Annotated in this window: 15 protein-coding genes; 9 read left to right on the top strand and 6 right to left on the bottom strand. The window is 72.3% G+C overall.

The features are described 5' to 3' along the window. Positions 1–484 precede the first annotated feature (484 nt). Positions 485–970 (bottom strand): TrmO family methyltransferase, encoded by a 486-nt coding sequence (locus tag K7G60_RS23225; protein WP_225802862.1) that lies wholly within the window; start codon positions 968–970, stop codon positions 485–487. Positions 971–1029: 59 nt separating this feature from the next. Then, complete coding sequence (locus tag K7G60_RS23220; RefSeq protein ID WP_225802861.1) at positions 1030–2418, bottom strand: Tat pathway signal protein; 1389 nt, start codon at positions 2416–2418, stop codon at positions 1030–1032. Positions 2419–2477: 59 nt separating this feature from the next. Here K7G60_RS23220 and K7G60_RS39460 point away from each other — a divergent pair, with 59 nt between their 5' ends. The 3 genes from K7G60_RS39460 to K7G60_RS23205 all read left to right on the top strand — a co-directional run bounded on the left by K7G60_RS39460 (position 2478) and on the right by K7G60_RS23205 (position 4813). After that, positions 2478–3152: an ATP-binding protein gene (locus tag K7G60_RS39460; RefSeq protein WP_374115667.1), complete on the top strand. Its 675-nt coding sequence runs from the start codon at positions 2478–2480 to the stop codon at positions 3150–3152. Beyond that, positions 3149–3628, top strand: a complete 480-nt coding sequence (locus K7G60_RS23210) for a hypothetical protein (protein ID WP_225802860.1) — start codon at positions 3149–3151, stop codon at positions 3626–3628. The genes K7G60_RS39460 and K7G60_RS23210 overlap by 4 nt, the downstream gene beginning before the upstream one ends. Before the next feature lie 72 nt (positions 3629–3700). Next, entirely contained in the window at positions 3701–4813 is a 1113-nt protein-coding gene (locus K7G60_RS23205) for an MrcB family domain-containing protein (protein WP_225802859.1), read from the top strand. Between the two features lie 12 nt (positions 4814–4825). On the opposite strand, the gene K7G60_RS23200 is transcribed toward K7G60_RS23205, so the two are convergent. Beyond that, positions 4826–5827: an SEC-C domain-containing protein gene (locus K7G60_RS23200; RefSeq protein WP_225802858.1), complete on the bottom strand. Its 1002-nt coding sequence runs from the start codon at positions 5825–5827 to the stop codon at positions 4826–4828. Between the two features lie 63 nt (positions 5828–5890). Between K7G60_RS23200 and K7G60_RS23195 the strand changes: the two genes are divergently transcribed. Further along, the gene (locus K7G60_RS23195) at positions 5891–6694 is read left to right on the top strand and encodes a class E sortase (RefSeq protein WP_225802857.1); all 804 of its coding nucleotides are present in this window, start codon (positions 5891–5893) and stop codon (positions 6692–6694) included. On the opposite strand, the gene K7G60_RS23190 is transcribed toward K7G60_RS23195, so the two are convergent. Further along, positions 6695–8062: an MFS transporter gene (locus K7G60_RS23190; protein ID WP_225802856.1), complete on the bottom strand. Its 1368-nt coding sequence runs from the start codon at positions 8060–8062 to the stop codon at positions 6695–6697. A gap of 91 nt (positions 8063–8153) precedes the next feature. Here K7G60_RS23190 and K7G60_RS23185 point away from each other — a divergent pair, with 91 nt between their 5' ends. From K7G60_RS23185 to K7G60_RS23170, 4 genes are all read left to right on the top strand, one after another. Beyond that, a complete protein-coding gene (locus tag K7G60_RS23185) occupies positions 8154–8684 on the top strand; it encodes a helix-turn-helix domain-containing protein (RefSeq protein WP_225802855.1) in 531 nt (176 codons plus the stop codon). A 79-nt stretch (positions 8685–8763) separates the two neighbouring features. Next, the gene (locus K7G60_RS23180; protein WP_225802854.1) at positions 8764–9060 is read left to right on the top strand and encodes a DUF6412 domain-containing protein; all 297 of its coding nucleotides are present in this window, start codon (positions 8764–8766) and stop codon (positions 9058–9060) included. Between the two features lie 92 nt (positions 9061–9152). Continuing rightward, positions 9153–9872, top strand: a complete 720-nt coding sequence (locus K7G60_RS23175) for a YidC/Oxa1 family membrane protein insertase (RefSeq protein WP_225802853.1) — start codon at positions 9153–9155, stop codon at positions 9870–9872. Between the two features lie 137 nt (positions 9873–10009). Continuing rightward, a complete protein-coding gene (locus tag K7G60_RS23170) occupies positions 10010–10867 on the top strand; it encodes a fumarylacetoacetate hydrolase family protein (RefSeq protein WP_225802852.1) in 858 nt (285 codons plus the stop codon). A 110-nt stretch (positions 10868–10977) separates the two neighbouring features. Here the strand turns inward: K7G60_RS23170 and K7G60_RS23165 are convergent, their stop codons facing one another. Both K7G60_RS23165 and K7G60_RS23160 read right to left on the bottom strand, forming a co-directional pair. Then, entirely contained in the window at positions 10978–11454 is a 477-nt protein-coding gene (locus K7G60_RS23165; RefSeq protein WP_225802851.1) for a heme-degrading domain-containing protein, read from the bottom strand. Then, positions 11451–12539, bottom strand: coding sequence for a Gfo/Idh/MocA family oxidoreductase (locus tag K7G60_RS23160; protein ID WP_225802850.1), 1089 nt, complete (start codon positions 12537–12539; stop codon positions 11451–11453). Before K7G60_RS23160 ends, K7G60_RS23165 begins: the two co-directional genes overlap by 4 nt. A 71-nt stretch (positions 12540–12610) precedes the next feature. Here K7G60_RS23160 and K7G60_RS23155 point away from each other — a divergent pair, with 71 nt between their 5' ends. Further along, entirely contained in the window at positions 12611–13858 is a 1248-nt protein-coding gene (locus K7G60_RS23155; protein WP_225802849.1) for an ROK family transcriptional regulator, read from the top strand. Positions 13859–14068: the final 210 nt, after the last annotated feature.

Below are 14068 nucleotides of genomic sequence, written 5' to 3'. Positions count from 1 at the left end.
GGTGGGGGCGCGGCAGTTGAATGGGGCGGCCCAAGTCGCCTGGCGGCCGACGGCGGTCATGTGGCTGTGATCCAGGCCCCGCCGGTCGTTCTCGCTGGGGGAAATGGTGCCGACGGCCGCCCGTCATGAGACGGACCCCGCTCCGAGCAGGAGCTAGGTGGACGCGGCCGCCGATCTGTTCCCCAAGCTTGTCAGCACCCGAGGTGGGAGAAGCGTAGCCGGGGATGGGGAGGGGGCGCGCGCGAATAACCTGCACCTACTGGCGGCAACCGGAAGAGAAAAGGTGGCATATCGGGCGCCTCAGTTCACTCGGCGGGAGCTGTTGCGCGTTTCCTCGCCTGGGAGCCGCCCTGCCCACCGGCAGCGACCAGCGGAGCCTGGAGCCCAGCAGCAGACGGCCGTCAGCTGCTGGAAGGAGCGACTCTCGGAAAGAGGGCGGTCCCGCCTGAGGCCCACGAAGCAGGCCCACGCCAAGGGGCCGCCCTCAGCGTTCGGAGGCGTCTCGCCAGTAGTCCGCGAGCATCTCGCCCGGCCAGGTCGGCTGAGTGACGGGCCCACGAGGAAGCATTTCTTGGAAGACGGCCACGAGATCGACGACCTGGGTGCCGTCGTCGGCGTCCAGGTCCACTACGTGCAGGTCTCGCCCGTCGACCTTGAGCAGCCTCGGGAAGGAAGTGGCCAGCCGGGCCGGGCGTCGATGGTTGTGGTGAACGAAAGTGCCGGTCGCCGGCCATGCGGGATTGTCGCGGGGACTGCGTGCGTGAAGTGCGACATCGTCGGGGGATCCCAGGTTGAAGAACCACGTGACCTGGAGGTGGGAGAACTGCTCGATGCCCTGCAGGGTCTCCAAGGGGAACTCCGGCCGCAGGCGGATGACCGATTCCACGCCGCCCTTGAAGTCGTCGAGCCGCCCGGTGTGGCCTCCGACGACGTCTGCGATGACCGGCACCTCGATGAACTGTGCAGGCACAGTTTGCCCTTCTTCCTTATCGGCGGCGCCACTTGCGGGGCACGGTGACTTCGGCGCCGTCAGATTACTCGCCGAAGCGTGCCCCGGGCGCGCTCGTCCACCTCGGAGACAGAAGCGATCCCACGACTGCGGAAGGGGGACAAGGTCGTCCGCATGGTGACGACCGCTTCCCGCGTCCTGCCGGACTGAACGCCGTCCATGGCGTCCAGGGCGCGGGACCAGGTCTGGCACGCCGCCTCGATATTGCCCTGCCCGGCCTGGACGGTGCCCATGTAGCCGAGCGTGACAGCGTGAGTTCGGCTGAAGGAGTCCGCCCTACGGAGACGAACGCTGGTACGGAAGTGGCTCAGGGCGCCGCCGAGGTCGCCCAGGGCCCATAGCGTGCGGGCGGTCTCATGGGCGAGGGACGCTTCTTGGAAGAACCAGACGCGCTGAGGTTCGTCGTCTCCCGCCGCGGCCTGGTCGAGGTCGGTCTCGGCCCGGCGGATCGCGGCGATGGCGTTCCGCCTTTGGCCGTCCACGGCCAGCACCCGCGCACGCACGACGCCGATCAGGGCTCGTTCGCGTGGGGTGGCGTGGTCGTACCTCTTGCGCTCGATGGACGCGGTGGCGAGGTCCAAGGCGGCCCTGGTGTGTCCCAAGTCCATGGCCTGATGGGCCATCGCCCGCAGGATGTGCCCGGCAAGAGGAGAGTCGTCGGCTTCGGCGGCAAGCTTGAGCGCGAGGGTGAAATAACGTCGTGCGGGCTCGTGTTGGGAGGCGTCGAAACTCATCCAACCGGCCACGTACACGGCCTCGGCCGCCGCCGAGTACAGAGAGCGGCGGGAGGCCTCACTGCCGAAGACTCCGCTGACGTACCGGGCGACGTCGTCGACGATGTACTGGTAGAGGGCGGTTCGACCATCGACACCGCCGTGCCGTTGATCGCGTCGGGCGAAGAAGTCGGTCATCTCGCGTACGGCCCGCACTTCGGTCTTGCCGACTCTGCGGTTCGGGCCGGCCGCTCGGGAGCGCGCTCGCTGGGGAGCTTCGTCCCACCACGGATCCCTGGGCAGGACCAATCCGCCGACGGAGTAGACGGCGGCACCGGCGAGGAGTCGGCGGCGTTCGCGATCCATGCTGTTTCTCCCCAGATCGACCAGAGTCGTCAGCGTGTCGGTGTCCCACTCGGACCCGGTGACCGTATCCGAGGCGTTCTCCGCGAGGCCGATCTCCGCGAGTGTGAGGGGACGTCCCAACCGCCGCGACAGAGTTTCTCGCAGGACGTCGGCCGCCCGGCCACGGGGCCGGGTCCCGGAGACCCACATGGCGACGTGCGAGCGTGTGACGCTGAGGAGTTCGTCGATCCCGGCCTCCGCTGCGACACGTACCACCGCGGCAGCCACCGTGGGCTGCGACCAGCCTGTCTCCGCGATCACCGCGGCCAGTTCGTCGTTTCTGCGCGCCATGCTGCGCCCCTGTTCACAAGAGAACGATCTTTGACGGGTTTGACGGCATCGAGGCCTCGATGGGGATGTCCACCCATCGCGAATCACGGTTCGCTGAGGGGACACGAAACCACCAACCGGCGACGACGGGAGGGCAACTGGTGACTTTCAGCCACGTGGGTGATGAGGAGAGCCGAGCGGCCGAGTTGTCGCCATCGACGAAGCCGACCTCCTTGCGTCCCAAGCCAGTTGCCGTGGAGCGCCGTGACGGCAAGGGCGCGCGAGGGGGTGAAGGGAGTGAGCAGCCCGTACCCCCGCCCATCGGAGTCCTTGCCACGGCGGCCGTCACGTCCTGCCCGACAGGCCACCCCGCCTACTCGCAGAGTCTTCCGCGCGAGGCGCGGAGCGCAGCGGCCGCTCGCCGGCTGGTCCGCACCGCGCTGACGGTCTGGGGCCTGGACTCCTTGGCCGAGGACGCCGCGCTCGTGGTCACTGAGCTGGTGACCAATGCGGTCGACCACAGTCGACTCCCGTGGATCCGAGTGATCGTCTCCAGGCCTTCCACGGACAGGGTCCGCTTGGGTGTTGTCGACCGGTCCAGGACTCCTCCGATGCTGAGGCCGGATCCTTGTGGGGATCAGTTCCGGGGACGAGGACTGTTGATCGTTGACGCGCTGACGGAGCGATGGGGCGCCGAGCTGTACCGGTGGGGCAAGCAGGTCTGGGCCGAATTGTGGGACGAGGAGATGGTGTGAATCCGGACGGATGCATGGCGCGCGAGCCGTGGGAGCTCGCGTTCCCGGCCGAACCGCGAAACGTCGCCGACCTCCGTGCGGTGCGGCTTCACTTGAAGTCTTGGGGACTGCCACGTCAGATCGAGGCGGCTCAGCTCTGTGTCAGCGAATTGGTCACTCATGTGATCCGTCACGTGGGAATGGGCGCCCCAAAGTCGCTCCGTTTGTCGATGAACGGCACATATGCGTGGATAGAGGTAAGCGATGCACGAGGTCTTTTTGAGATCGCGCCGGCCATCGCCGTACCCGAGGAGGGCCGGGCAGGAATCTGGCCGCGGTGGTGGGGCCGTCGACCGTGGGGTGTGCTGGTCGGCGTGGACCGCAAGATTGCCGTGATCGAGATGATCGTGGACCTTCCGCGCTGGACACAGGTCCATGGTTGCGACGCCGGCGATGTCTTGGACTCGACTCAAGTGCGCTTTGACGCCCTGCCGTGAGGAGCCGGGGAAGGTGACGAGGTAGTACGGGTTTGTACCTACGCTGAGCCGCCTTGATCTAGATTCCCCCGCATGGGGATTCGAGACTTGCTCGGCGAGGTCGCGAGCACGTACGACCGGACCGCTGGTTCGAGAAAAGACGTTGTGGGGCAGCAGGTGCTGCGGGGGGTGGCCAGCCGCACGGACCTGGCCCTTCCATACGGCTACAAAGCGGAAGGGCATGGCGGTCAGACCACCCCAGCGGCGACGCCTTGGATCGGCATCTTCGCCGAGGAAGGCAACAAGGACCCCAAGAGGGGCCTGTACCTCGCTTACATCTTCAGTGCTGACCTGAAGAACGTGACGCTGACCTTGCAACAAGGCATTACCTGGCTGGAGGAACGGCTGGGAAAGGGACGCGCGCGCGAAGAGCACCTCCGTCATCACGCGGCCAGGCTCCGCCGAGCCGTGAGGCGACAGGAGCGGCAGGGGTGGGTAGACGAGCCAGAGCTTCGGGACAAGGCTGCTCGACCGCGGGCGTACGAGGCGGCCAGCGTCATCGCCAAGACGTACGACACGGCTGCCTTGCCCAGCGACGTCACGCTCATGGAAGACCTGTTGAACGGCATCGCTTTTCTGCACCAGGTCCAGGAGGCGGACCGCGTTTGGTGGCTGAGTGACGACACGGACGCTCTGCAGATGTCCTACGAGCCTGAAGGCCAGGTGCGCCCCGCCACTGACCCGCTTGCGGACTTCCGTCCGAAAGACAGCAGTGACTACGTGGCGGAGATCAAAGCTCGGCAGCAGGTCAAGCGCCGAACCCACGAGAAGCTCGTGGAGGACTTCGGCGCCCACATAGCGGAGCGCGGATATACCCCCATCACCCGCCTACAGCACCCCAAGGACCTTGTGCTTCGACGGCAGGGTGAGGAGGAGGGTGGCGGGCAGGAGTGGCTAGTGGAGGCGAAGGCCGTTCGCAACGGAAACCCGACGGCAGCGGTGCGCGAGGCGCTCGGTCAGCTCTACGAGTACCGACACTTCCTCTACCGAGAACAGTCCGAGCCTCTTCTCATAGGGCTGTTCTCAGAGGAGATCGGTGTCTATGCGCCGTACCTGGAAGAGCAGGGGATCGCTTCGGTCTGGCGGTCCGATGACGGCTGGGGCGGTTCCCCCAGGTCACAGGCCTGGGGGATGACGACGGACTAGCGCTGGCGCAGGTCAGGCGCCCCCGTGGCACCCCCCATAAGTCCGCCCCGACCCGCACCAGCACTCCGCCCCCCGCGCCGGAGGCCAAGCCGTCGCGCGGCCTCGGGCCGCCAGGGTGGTGGCGTACTGGGGGAGGAGGTCCGCGTTCGAGGGGTGGGTGGATTCCGAGGCGGCGAAGGCTTCGTAGGAGGGGACCGTGGCGCGGACGATGCCCAGGTTCGGGGTGCCCGCCTGGGACAGTTCGCGGAGGGACGCCTCGATGTCCGTCAGGTGGGCGCGGTACGTGGGGTACTCGGCCTCCAGCTCCGGGTAGGCCGTCAGGAGCTCGTTCAGTTCCGCTTCCGGCCAGTGGAGGACCGCGACCGGGAAGGGGCGGGAGAGGGCCGTGCGGTACGTGCCCAGTTCCGAGCGGAGGCGGGCGATCTCCGCCCGGAGCTCCGCCGGGTCCGAGGAGCCGAGCGACCACAGGCGCTTCGGGTCGTGGAGTTCGTCCAGTCCGACCGTGCCCGTGTGCAGGCGGTCCGCCAGGTCGTCCCGGTCGTCGTGCGGGAGCGCCAGCATCCGGCGGATCCGGTGCCGGGTGGTGATCAGGGAGCGGGTCGCGTGGGGGAGGTCCTCCGGCGGGGAGGCGACCAGGAGGTCCGCCGCTTCCGTGAGCGTCGACTCCGCGGTCTCCAGTTCGTCGTGCGCCTCCAGCGTCTCCGCCGTGATCTGCCACGCCGCCGCGTCCGACGGCTTCGTCCGCCGGATGCCGTCGATGATCGCGCGGGCCTCGGCCTCGTGGCCGTACTCCCACAGGTTCGCCGCCTTCAGCGCCCTGATCAGGTGCGGGTTCGCCGGCTCCCCGGAGAGGAGCTCGTCGTACAGGGCCGTCGCGCCCGGGCGGTCTCCCGCCAGTTCGCGGTGGGCCGCGGCCCGGAGGTACAGGGGTTCCCGGTCTCCCGGGTACTGCGCTGCCGTGCGCAGCAGACGCTCGGCTTCGGTGGTGTGGGCGGCAGGCGTGTCTGGGCGCATGCCCTCCACCGTACTGCTGTACGGGCCTGGAGAGTTGGCGCCTCAGCGCTTATCGTGCCCCGCGTGCGCGTCACACGACGGGAGCGGGTGCCGGTCGTCGTCCAGCGGCGAGGACGATGCCGTACGGGCGCACGCGCGCTGTGGCTGGGCGCCGAGACCGTCGTCACCTGCGGGGTTCTCGTCCTGCTCCTCGTCGCCCACCAGCTCTGGTGGACCAATCGGGAGGCCCGCGCCGAGGCCCTCGACCAGGTGCGCGTCCTGGAGCGGGAGTGGGATGTCTCTCCCCCCGCCGCTTCCGGGAGCGGTGTCCCCGGTGAATCGGCCGGCGGTTCCGTCGAGGGGGTCGGTGGGCCTTCGGTCCCGGGGCCGTCGAGCGCCGCGCCCCCGCTTCCCGCGGCCTCCTCCGAGTCCGCCCCCGGGTCCGCCGCCGCCTTCGCCGTCCTCCGTATCCCCCGTCTCGGGCTCACCGTCCCCGTCGCCGAAGGCGTCTCCAAGCGGTCCGTCCTCGACAAGGGGTACGCCGGGCACTACCCCGGTACCGGCGGTGTCGGGCGGGTCGGGAACTTCGCCCTCGCCGGGCATCGGAACACGCACGGCGAGCCCTTCCGGTACATCAACCGCTTGAGGGACGGGGACGAGATCTCCGTGCGCACGCGCGCGCGTACCTACGTCTATCGCGTCGATCTCGTGCTGGCGTCGACCTCCCCCCGTGACGTCGGGGTCATCCGGGACGTTCCCCGGTCCCTCGTCAAGCCCTCTTACGGGTACGAGGATCCCGGCGCCTACCTCACCCTCACCACCTGCACCCCCGAGTTCAGCAGCGCCCACCGGCTCGTCGTCTGGGCGAAGCTGGTGTCGGCCGGGTGATCACCCGCGCCCCCGGCCCAGGGCGAGCGTGAGCGCCGCGCCCGTCAGCGCCAGGGCCGCCGAGACGAGGAGTGCGGTGTCCGGGCCCGTCGTCACCAGGGCCAGGGTCAGGGCCACCCCGGCCGAGGAACCGATGTAGCGGGCGGTGTTGTTGGCGCCCGAGCCCATCGCCGCCCGTTCCGGCGGCACGGAGTCGACCGCGAGCCGGGGCAGCGCCGCGTTCAGGAGGCCGCTGCCCGCGCCCGCCACCAGGAGGCCGGGAACGAGTCGCGGCCAGGGGCCCGCCAGGCCGCCGAGGAGGGCGAGGATCCCCGCCGCGGAGAGCGCGAAGCCCAGGGCCAGTTGACGGGCCGCGGAGAGCCGGCCCGCCAGCCGGCGGGCCTGCAGCGCCGCCGCGAACGCCGTGCCCGACCAGAGGAGGAAGAGCCACGCCGAGCCCAGCGGTGTCATCCCCGCCCCGCCCTGCAGCAGCGCGGGCACCACGCTGAACAGGCCGATCACCGCCAGGCCCGTGAACAGCGCCCCCAGCGTCGACGCCAGGAACGCGGGTCGCCGCAGCAGCGCCAGGTCCACCATGGGCGCCCGGCTCCGGTGCTCGACCGCCGCGAACAGCGCCGTCAGGGCGGCGGCCGCGAGCAGCAGCAGGCCCACCGGGGCCCGCAGCCAGCCGTCCCGGCCGAGCGTGAGCGCGGTGAGCAGCGCCGACATCGCGAGACCGAGGGTGACCGCTCCCGCGAGGTCGGGGCGGGTCGCTTCCGCTCCTCGTGTCCCGTCCTCCGGCAGCGTCCGCGCTCCCGTCGCCGCGATCGCCAGTGCCGCCGCCCCCAGCGTTCCGTACGCCAGCCGCCAGTCGGCCAGGCTCAGGGCTCCCGCGAGGAGCGGGCCCAGGGCGATGCCGGCGCTCACCGAGGCGCCCCAGATCCCGGTGGCCCGGATCCGGTCCCGGCCCGCCGGGTAGGCGTGGGCGAGGAGGCCGAGGCTGCCCGCCAGGACGGCCGCGCTCGCCGCGCCCTGGGCGATCCGGGCCAGGGTGAAGGCGAACGTCGAGCCGGCGAAGGCGCCGAGCGCGGTGGTGAGGCCGAGGGCGAGGGTGCCGAGGAGGAAGATCCGGCGCCGTCCGTGCGCGTCGGCGAGGCTGCCGGCCACCAGGAGGAGGACGGCGAGGCCGAGCGGGGTGCCGTTGAGCAGCCAGGCCTGCGCCGAGGCCGGGGTCCCGAAGGCGGCGGCCGTGTCGGGGAGGGTCAGCATCGGCGCCGTGTAGTTCATCAGCGCGACCGTGGTGGCCGCGGCCGTGACGGCGAGGGTGGCCCGGGGGCGGGCGGCGCGAGGGGCGGTCCCGGCTGGGGCCGTGGCGGTGAACGGGGGCATGGCGGAAACCTCCACCTGTCGGTTCGGTGAATGAACCTTAAGGTAGCAGCAAGGTTCGTTCACCGAACCCGGTATGCGTACGATGGGTCCCATGGCTCTCGGCAAGGACTACGCCCGGCAGCAGTGCTCCATCGCCCGCGCCCTGGAGGTCATCGGCGAACGCTGGACCCTGCTCGTCGTCCGCGACGCCTTCTACGGCGTCCGCCGTTACAACGACTTCCTCGTCCACCTCGGTGCCCCCCGTGCCGTCCTCGCCGCCCGCCTCCAGGCCCTCGTCGAGGCCGGCGTCCTCGACCGGCGGCGCTACCAGGAGTCGCCCCCGCGCGACGAGTACGTGCTCACCGAACGCGGCCTCGCCCTCTGGCCCGTCCTGCGCTCGCTCGGCGCCTGGGGCCTGGCCGAGGTCCCCGGAGCCGCACCGCTGCGCCACTTCCACCACGCCGACTGCGGCACCGAGCTCGGCCCGTACGGCGAATGCCCCTCCTGCCGCCTCCCCGTGCCGCTCCCCGACGTCGAGATGCGGCCCGGCGCCGGGCTCGACCCCGACCCCGCCGACCCGGTCAGCCGCGCCCTCCTCCGGCCCCGCCGCCTCCTCGTCCCCCTGGAGCCCGCGAGTTCCTGAAAAGGCGACGCGCACCGAGGGAACTTCCCGGCCCCTCCGTGCGTCCTCACCGTGGGACGACCGGCGAGGAGGTGACGGGATGACGATCAGGGACCTGGTCCTGCGCATCGTCGCGCCGCTGTTCTTCCTGCTCGCCCTCGCCGACCTGCTCCTCTCCGACGGCGCGAGCCTCTCCACCGCCGTCGCCCTCGCCGCGACCGGCGTCTTCCTCGCCCTCCTCGGCGCCCGTACGGCCCCCGCCGTACCGCCCACCGCCGTGCGCACCGCCATCCGTGACCGCGAGCGGCGCACCGCCTTCCTGCCCCAGCGGGACCCCGACGCCGCCGGGCGCCGCAGACCCCGCGCTCCCGGCCGTCCCCTCCCGACGGCCGCGTAGGGAGCCCGTACCCGTACGACAAGCACCTCTCGCGGATCCGTCATGCCGAATTTCCCCGCTCCGGCACGACGAGACCCCACGGAGGGCTCCCTATGAACGTCTTCGCTTCCCTGGTCGAGCGGCTCGCCGACCTGCTCCAGCCGCTCTTCGCCACCACCGCCACGGCCGCCGCGATCGTCCTCTTCACCCTGCTCGTACGGCTCGCCGTCCACCCGCTCTCCCGGGCCGCCGCCCGCGGCCAGAAGGCCCGCACCCGGCTCGCCCCGCAGCTCGCCGCCCTCCGGAAGAAGCACGCCAAGAACCCCGAGCGCCTGCAGAAGGCGATCCTGGAACTGCACGCCCGGGAGAAGGTCTCGCCGCTCGCCGGCTGCCTGCCCAGCCTGCTCCAGGCGCCCGCGTTCTTCCTGATGTTCCACCTCTTCTCCAGCGGGCGGATGGCCGGGCACGGCCTCTTCGCCGCCCCGCTCGGCGACCACTACGCCGACGCCCTCGCCCACGGCGGCGTCCTCGGCCCGGCCGGCCTGGTCTACCTCGTGCTCTTCGCGATCGTCGCCGCCGTCGCCACGTACAACTACCTCCGGGCCCGGCGGCAGCCCGCGCCGGTCGCGGTGGAGCCCGGACAGCCGGGCGCCGGAATGGCCGCGGGCCTGGCCCGGTACCTGCCGCTGCTCTCCTTCGCGACCCTGATCTCGGTCGCCGTCGTGCCGCTGGCCGCCGCGCTCTACATCGTCACCAGCACCACCTGGTCCGCCGTCGAGCGCGCCTTCCTCTACCGGGACATGCCGCAGGCCGCCCTGGTTACTCCCGCGTAAGGGTCCAGTGTGTGAACGGGGTCTTGCAGAGTGACCCGTCGTCTTGGACGATCGACCAATCCTCCGATGGCCGCACTCCATCGGCCGGGGCACCCTCTGGGCCTTCCCGGGCCCACCTCGACCACAGGGAGAAGACCATGAAGCTGCTGCGTGTCGGCCCGCCCGGAGCCGAGCGTCCCGCCCTGCTCGACCAGGACGGAACCCTCCGCGACCTGTCCGCCCTCGTCGACGACATCGACGGCAGCGTGCTCGCCGACGCCTCCGTCCTCGACCGCATCCGGGCCGCCGCCGGCGCCGGCGTGCTGCCCGCGCTCGACGCCACCGGGCTGCGCGTCGGCCCGCCGGTCGGCCGCATCGGCAAGGTCGTGTGCATCGGGCTGAACTACCACGGGCACGCCGCCGAGACCGGGCAGGCCACCCCCGCCGAGCCCGTCGTCTTCCTCAAAGCCGCCGACACCGTCGTCGGCCCGGACGACACCGTGCTCGTGCCGCGCGGCTCGGTGAAGACCGACTGGGAGGTGGAGCTCGCGATCGTGATCGGCCGCACCGCCCGCTACCTGGAGACCGACGAGGAGGCCCTCGCGCACGTCGCCGGGTACGCCGTCGCGCACGACGTCTCCGAGCGCGAGTTCCAGATCGAGCGCGGCGGCACCTGGGACAAGGGCAAGAACTGCGAGACCTTCAACCCGCTCGGCCCCTGGCTCGTCACCGCCGACGAGGTGCCGGACCCGCAGGACCTCGGCCTGAAGCTGTGGGTCAACGGCGAGCTCAAGCAGGACGGCCACACCTCGGACCAGATCTTCCCGGTCGCGGAGGTCGTCCGGTACGTCAGCCGGTTCATGACCCTGTACCCGGGCGACATCATCAACACCGGCACGCCCGCGGGCGTCGCCATGGGCCAGCCGGAGCCCAAGCCGTACCTGCGCCCCGGCGACGTGGTCGAGCTGGAGGTCGAGGGCCTCGGCCGGCAGCGGCAGGAGCTCAAGAGCGCCTGAGCCCACGGGGCGCCGACACCTCCGGTGCGGGCGCCCCGCCTGTGGCCGGTCCTTCTTGGCGGCCGGTCCTTTCGGCGATCGGTTCTTCCGGTGGTCGGACCTTCTGGCGGTCAGCCCGTGCCGCCGGCGTACGAGGCGAGCAGTCGCTCCAGCGCCTCGACGACCAGGGCGTGGTCCTCGGCCTGCGGCAGCCCCGAGACCGTGACCGAGCCGATCACGCCCGCGCCCTCGACCGCGATCGGGAACGAACCGCCATGGGCGGCGTACCGGTCGGGGTCGAGGCGCGAGGACGCCTCGAACGTCGTCCCCTTGGCCCGGAAACGGGCCCCGACCAGGAACGAGCTCTCGCCGTACCGCTCGACGACCCGCCGCTTGCGGTCGATCCAGGCGTCGTTGTCCGCGCTGGACCCCGGCAGCGCGCAGTGGAACAGCTGCTGCGCCCCGCGCCGGACGTCGATCGCCACGGGGGCCTTCCGCTCCCTGGCCATGCCGACGAGGAGGGTGCCGAGCGTCCAGGCGTCCTCGTACGTGAACCGGGGGAGCGTCAGACGGGCCTCCTGGGCCTCCAGTTCGGCGATCCCGGTCACAGCTTCACCGTGATCCCCTCGCGCGCCGACCGCCGTGCCGCCTCCAGGACGTCGAGGGCGGCGGCCGCCTCGTGCGCGGTGACCGGGTTCCCGCCGGTGCCGCGCACCGCGGCGGCGACGGCCGCGTAGTACGCCGGGTAGTCGCCGGGCAGCGACTCCACCGGCGTGCCGCCGCCGGTCAGCGGCGACTCGCCGGCGCCGAGCCGGCCCCACAGCTCCTCGGGCTCGGCGCCCCAGACGGCGCCCGGCTCCGGCCTCAGCCCCTCGCGGAGGGCGGCCTCCTGCGGGTCGAGCCCGTACTTCACGAAGCCCGCGCGCTGCCCGAGCACCCGGAAGCGGGGGCCGAGCTGGGCGGTGGTGGCACTCACGTACAGGTGGGAGCGGACCCCGTTCGCGTGGGTGAGCGCGAGGAAGGTGTCGTCGTCGGCCTCGGCGCCCGGCCGGCGCACGTCCGACTCGGCGTACACCGAGACGACCGGGCCGAAGAGGACGAGGGCCTGGTCGACGACGTGGCTGCCCAGGTCGTACAGGAGCCCGCCGATCTCCTCCGGCGCGCCCGACTCGCGCCAGCCGCCCTTGGGTCGCGGGCGCCACCGCTCGAAGCGGGACTCGAAGCGCTGGACCTCGCCGAGCGCGTCCTCGTCGAGCAGCCGGCGCAGCGTGCGGAAGTCGCTGTCCCAGCGGCGGTTCTGGAAGACCGAGAGCAGCAGGCCGCGCTCCTCGGCGAGGGCGGCGAGCGCGCGGGCCTCGGCGGCGGTCCCGGCGAGCGGCTTGTCGACGACGACCGGGAGACCGGCCTCCAGGGCGGCCGTGGCGACGGCGACGTGCGTCTTGTTGGGGGAGGCGACGACGATCAGGTCCAGCCCCTCCGCCCCCCGCTCCCACAGCTCCTCGACGCGGGCGACGACCCGGACGCCGGGGTGGGCGGCACGGGCCTCGGCGGCCCGCTCGGGGTTGCCGGTGGTGACGGCGGCGAGGACGAGGTCCTCGGAGGCGGCGATCAGCGGGGCGTGGAAGACGGAGCCCGCGAGGCCGTAGCCGACGAGTCCGACGCGGAGCGGGGTGCGGGGGTCGGTGCCAGTCATGCGTTCCACTTAAGCAACGCTGTTGCCAAAGCGCAAGCGACGGCGACAATGGGGGAGTGAAGAGGGATGCCGTGGGAGTGAACGTGCCGGCCTTGCGCAGCCACAACGAGGCGCTCGTGCTCGACCTGCTGCGCACGGCGGCGGGGACCGGGATCAGCCGCCTGGAGCTGGCGGAGCGGACCGGGCTCACCCCGCAGGCCGTCAGCAAGATCACCGCGCGGCTCCGGGCCGAGGGACTCGCCGCGGAGGCCGGCCGCCGCGCCTCGACCGGCGGCAAGCCCCGCACGGTCCTGCGCCTGGTGCCCTCCGCCGCGTACGCCGTCGGCGTCCACCTCGACCGCGACGAGCTGACGACCCTCCTGACCGACCTCGCGGGCACGGCCGTCGCCCTGCGCCGCCGCCCCGTGGACCTGGGCGCGGGGACGGGCCCGGTCCTGGACGCGGTGGCGGAGGAGGCACGGGCGCTGCTCGCCACGGTGCCGGCGGCGGACGGGGGCGCACCTGGTGCGGGCCTGCCGGAGTCGGCCCTGTCCGGTGCGGGCCTGCCGAGTACGGCCTCGCCCGGCGCGGGCCTCCCGGGTGCGGGCCTGCCCGCCGCGGGCCCGTCCGGCGAAGGCCTGCCCGCCGCGGGCCCGTCCGGCGGAAGCGCACCCCCCACGGGCTTCGGCTCCGGCCCCCGTCCCGGGCGCGTGCTCGGCGTCGGGGTGGCCATGCCCGGGCCGCTGGATCACCGCGCCGGGGTGCCCGGCCGGGTGACCGGCTTTCCCGAGTGGGCCGGCCATCCCGTACGGGACGAGCTGGCGGCCCGCCTCGGACTGCCCGTCGTCCTCGACAAGGACACCAACGCCGCCGCCCTCGGCCTCGCCCTGCGTCCCGCAGCCCCCGGCTCCTTCGCCTACGTCCACCTCGGTACGGGTCTCGGCGCCGGCCTCGTCCTCGGCGGCGCGCCGCTGCGCGGGGACAGGACCGGGGCGGGCGAGTTCGGCCACCAGACTGTCCAGCTCGACGGCCCGCCGTGCGGCTGCGGCGGGCGCGGCTGTCTGGAGGTCCTGTGCCTGGCGGCCGTCGAGCGCGGCGAACTCGCCGAGGCCGCGCGGATCCTGGGCGCGGGCGCGGCCAACCTCGTCCGGCTCCTCGACATCGACCAGGTCCTCCTGGGCGGCCGGGTGGTGCTGGCCGCGCCGGAGGTCTTCGCGGCGGGGGTACGGGAGGTGCTGGCCGGCCTCGGCCTGACGACCCCGGTGGGCCTCACGACCGGACGGGACGCGGTGGCGGAGGGCGCGGCGTGGCTGACACTGGCGCCGGTCTTCGGGAGGTGACCGGGCCCGGCCCGGTACCGGACTTCGGAAAGTGACCGAGCCCCGGTTTCCGGAAGCGCCCAGGCCCTGGCTCCCGGGAGGCGCCGAGGTCCGGCCTTCGGGAGGCGCCCAGGCCCCGGCTCTCGGGAGGCGCCCAGGCCCAACCTCCGAAAGGCGCCCAGCCCCATTCCTCCGAAAGGCGCCCAGCCCCCGGCCCTCGTGAAGCGACCA

This window comes from Streptomyces sp. NK15101 (assembly GCF_020400725.1).
Lineage (GTDB): Bacteria > Actinomycetota > Actinomycetes > Streptomycetales > Streptomycetaceae > Streptomyces.
The sequence above is the reverse complement of the archived record's forward strand: the minus strand, read 5'-3'. Positions and strand labels throughout refer to the sequence as shown.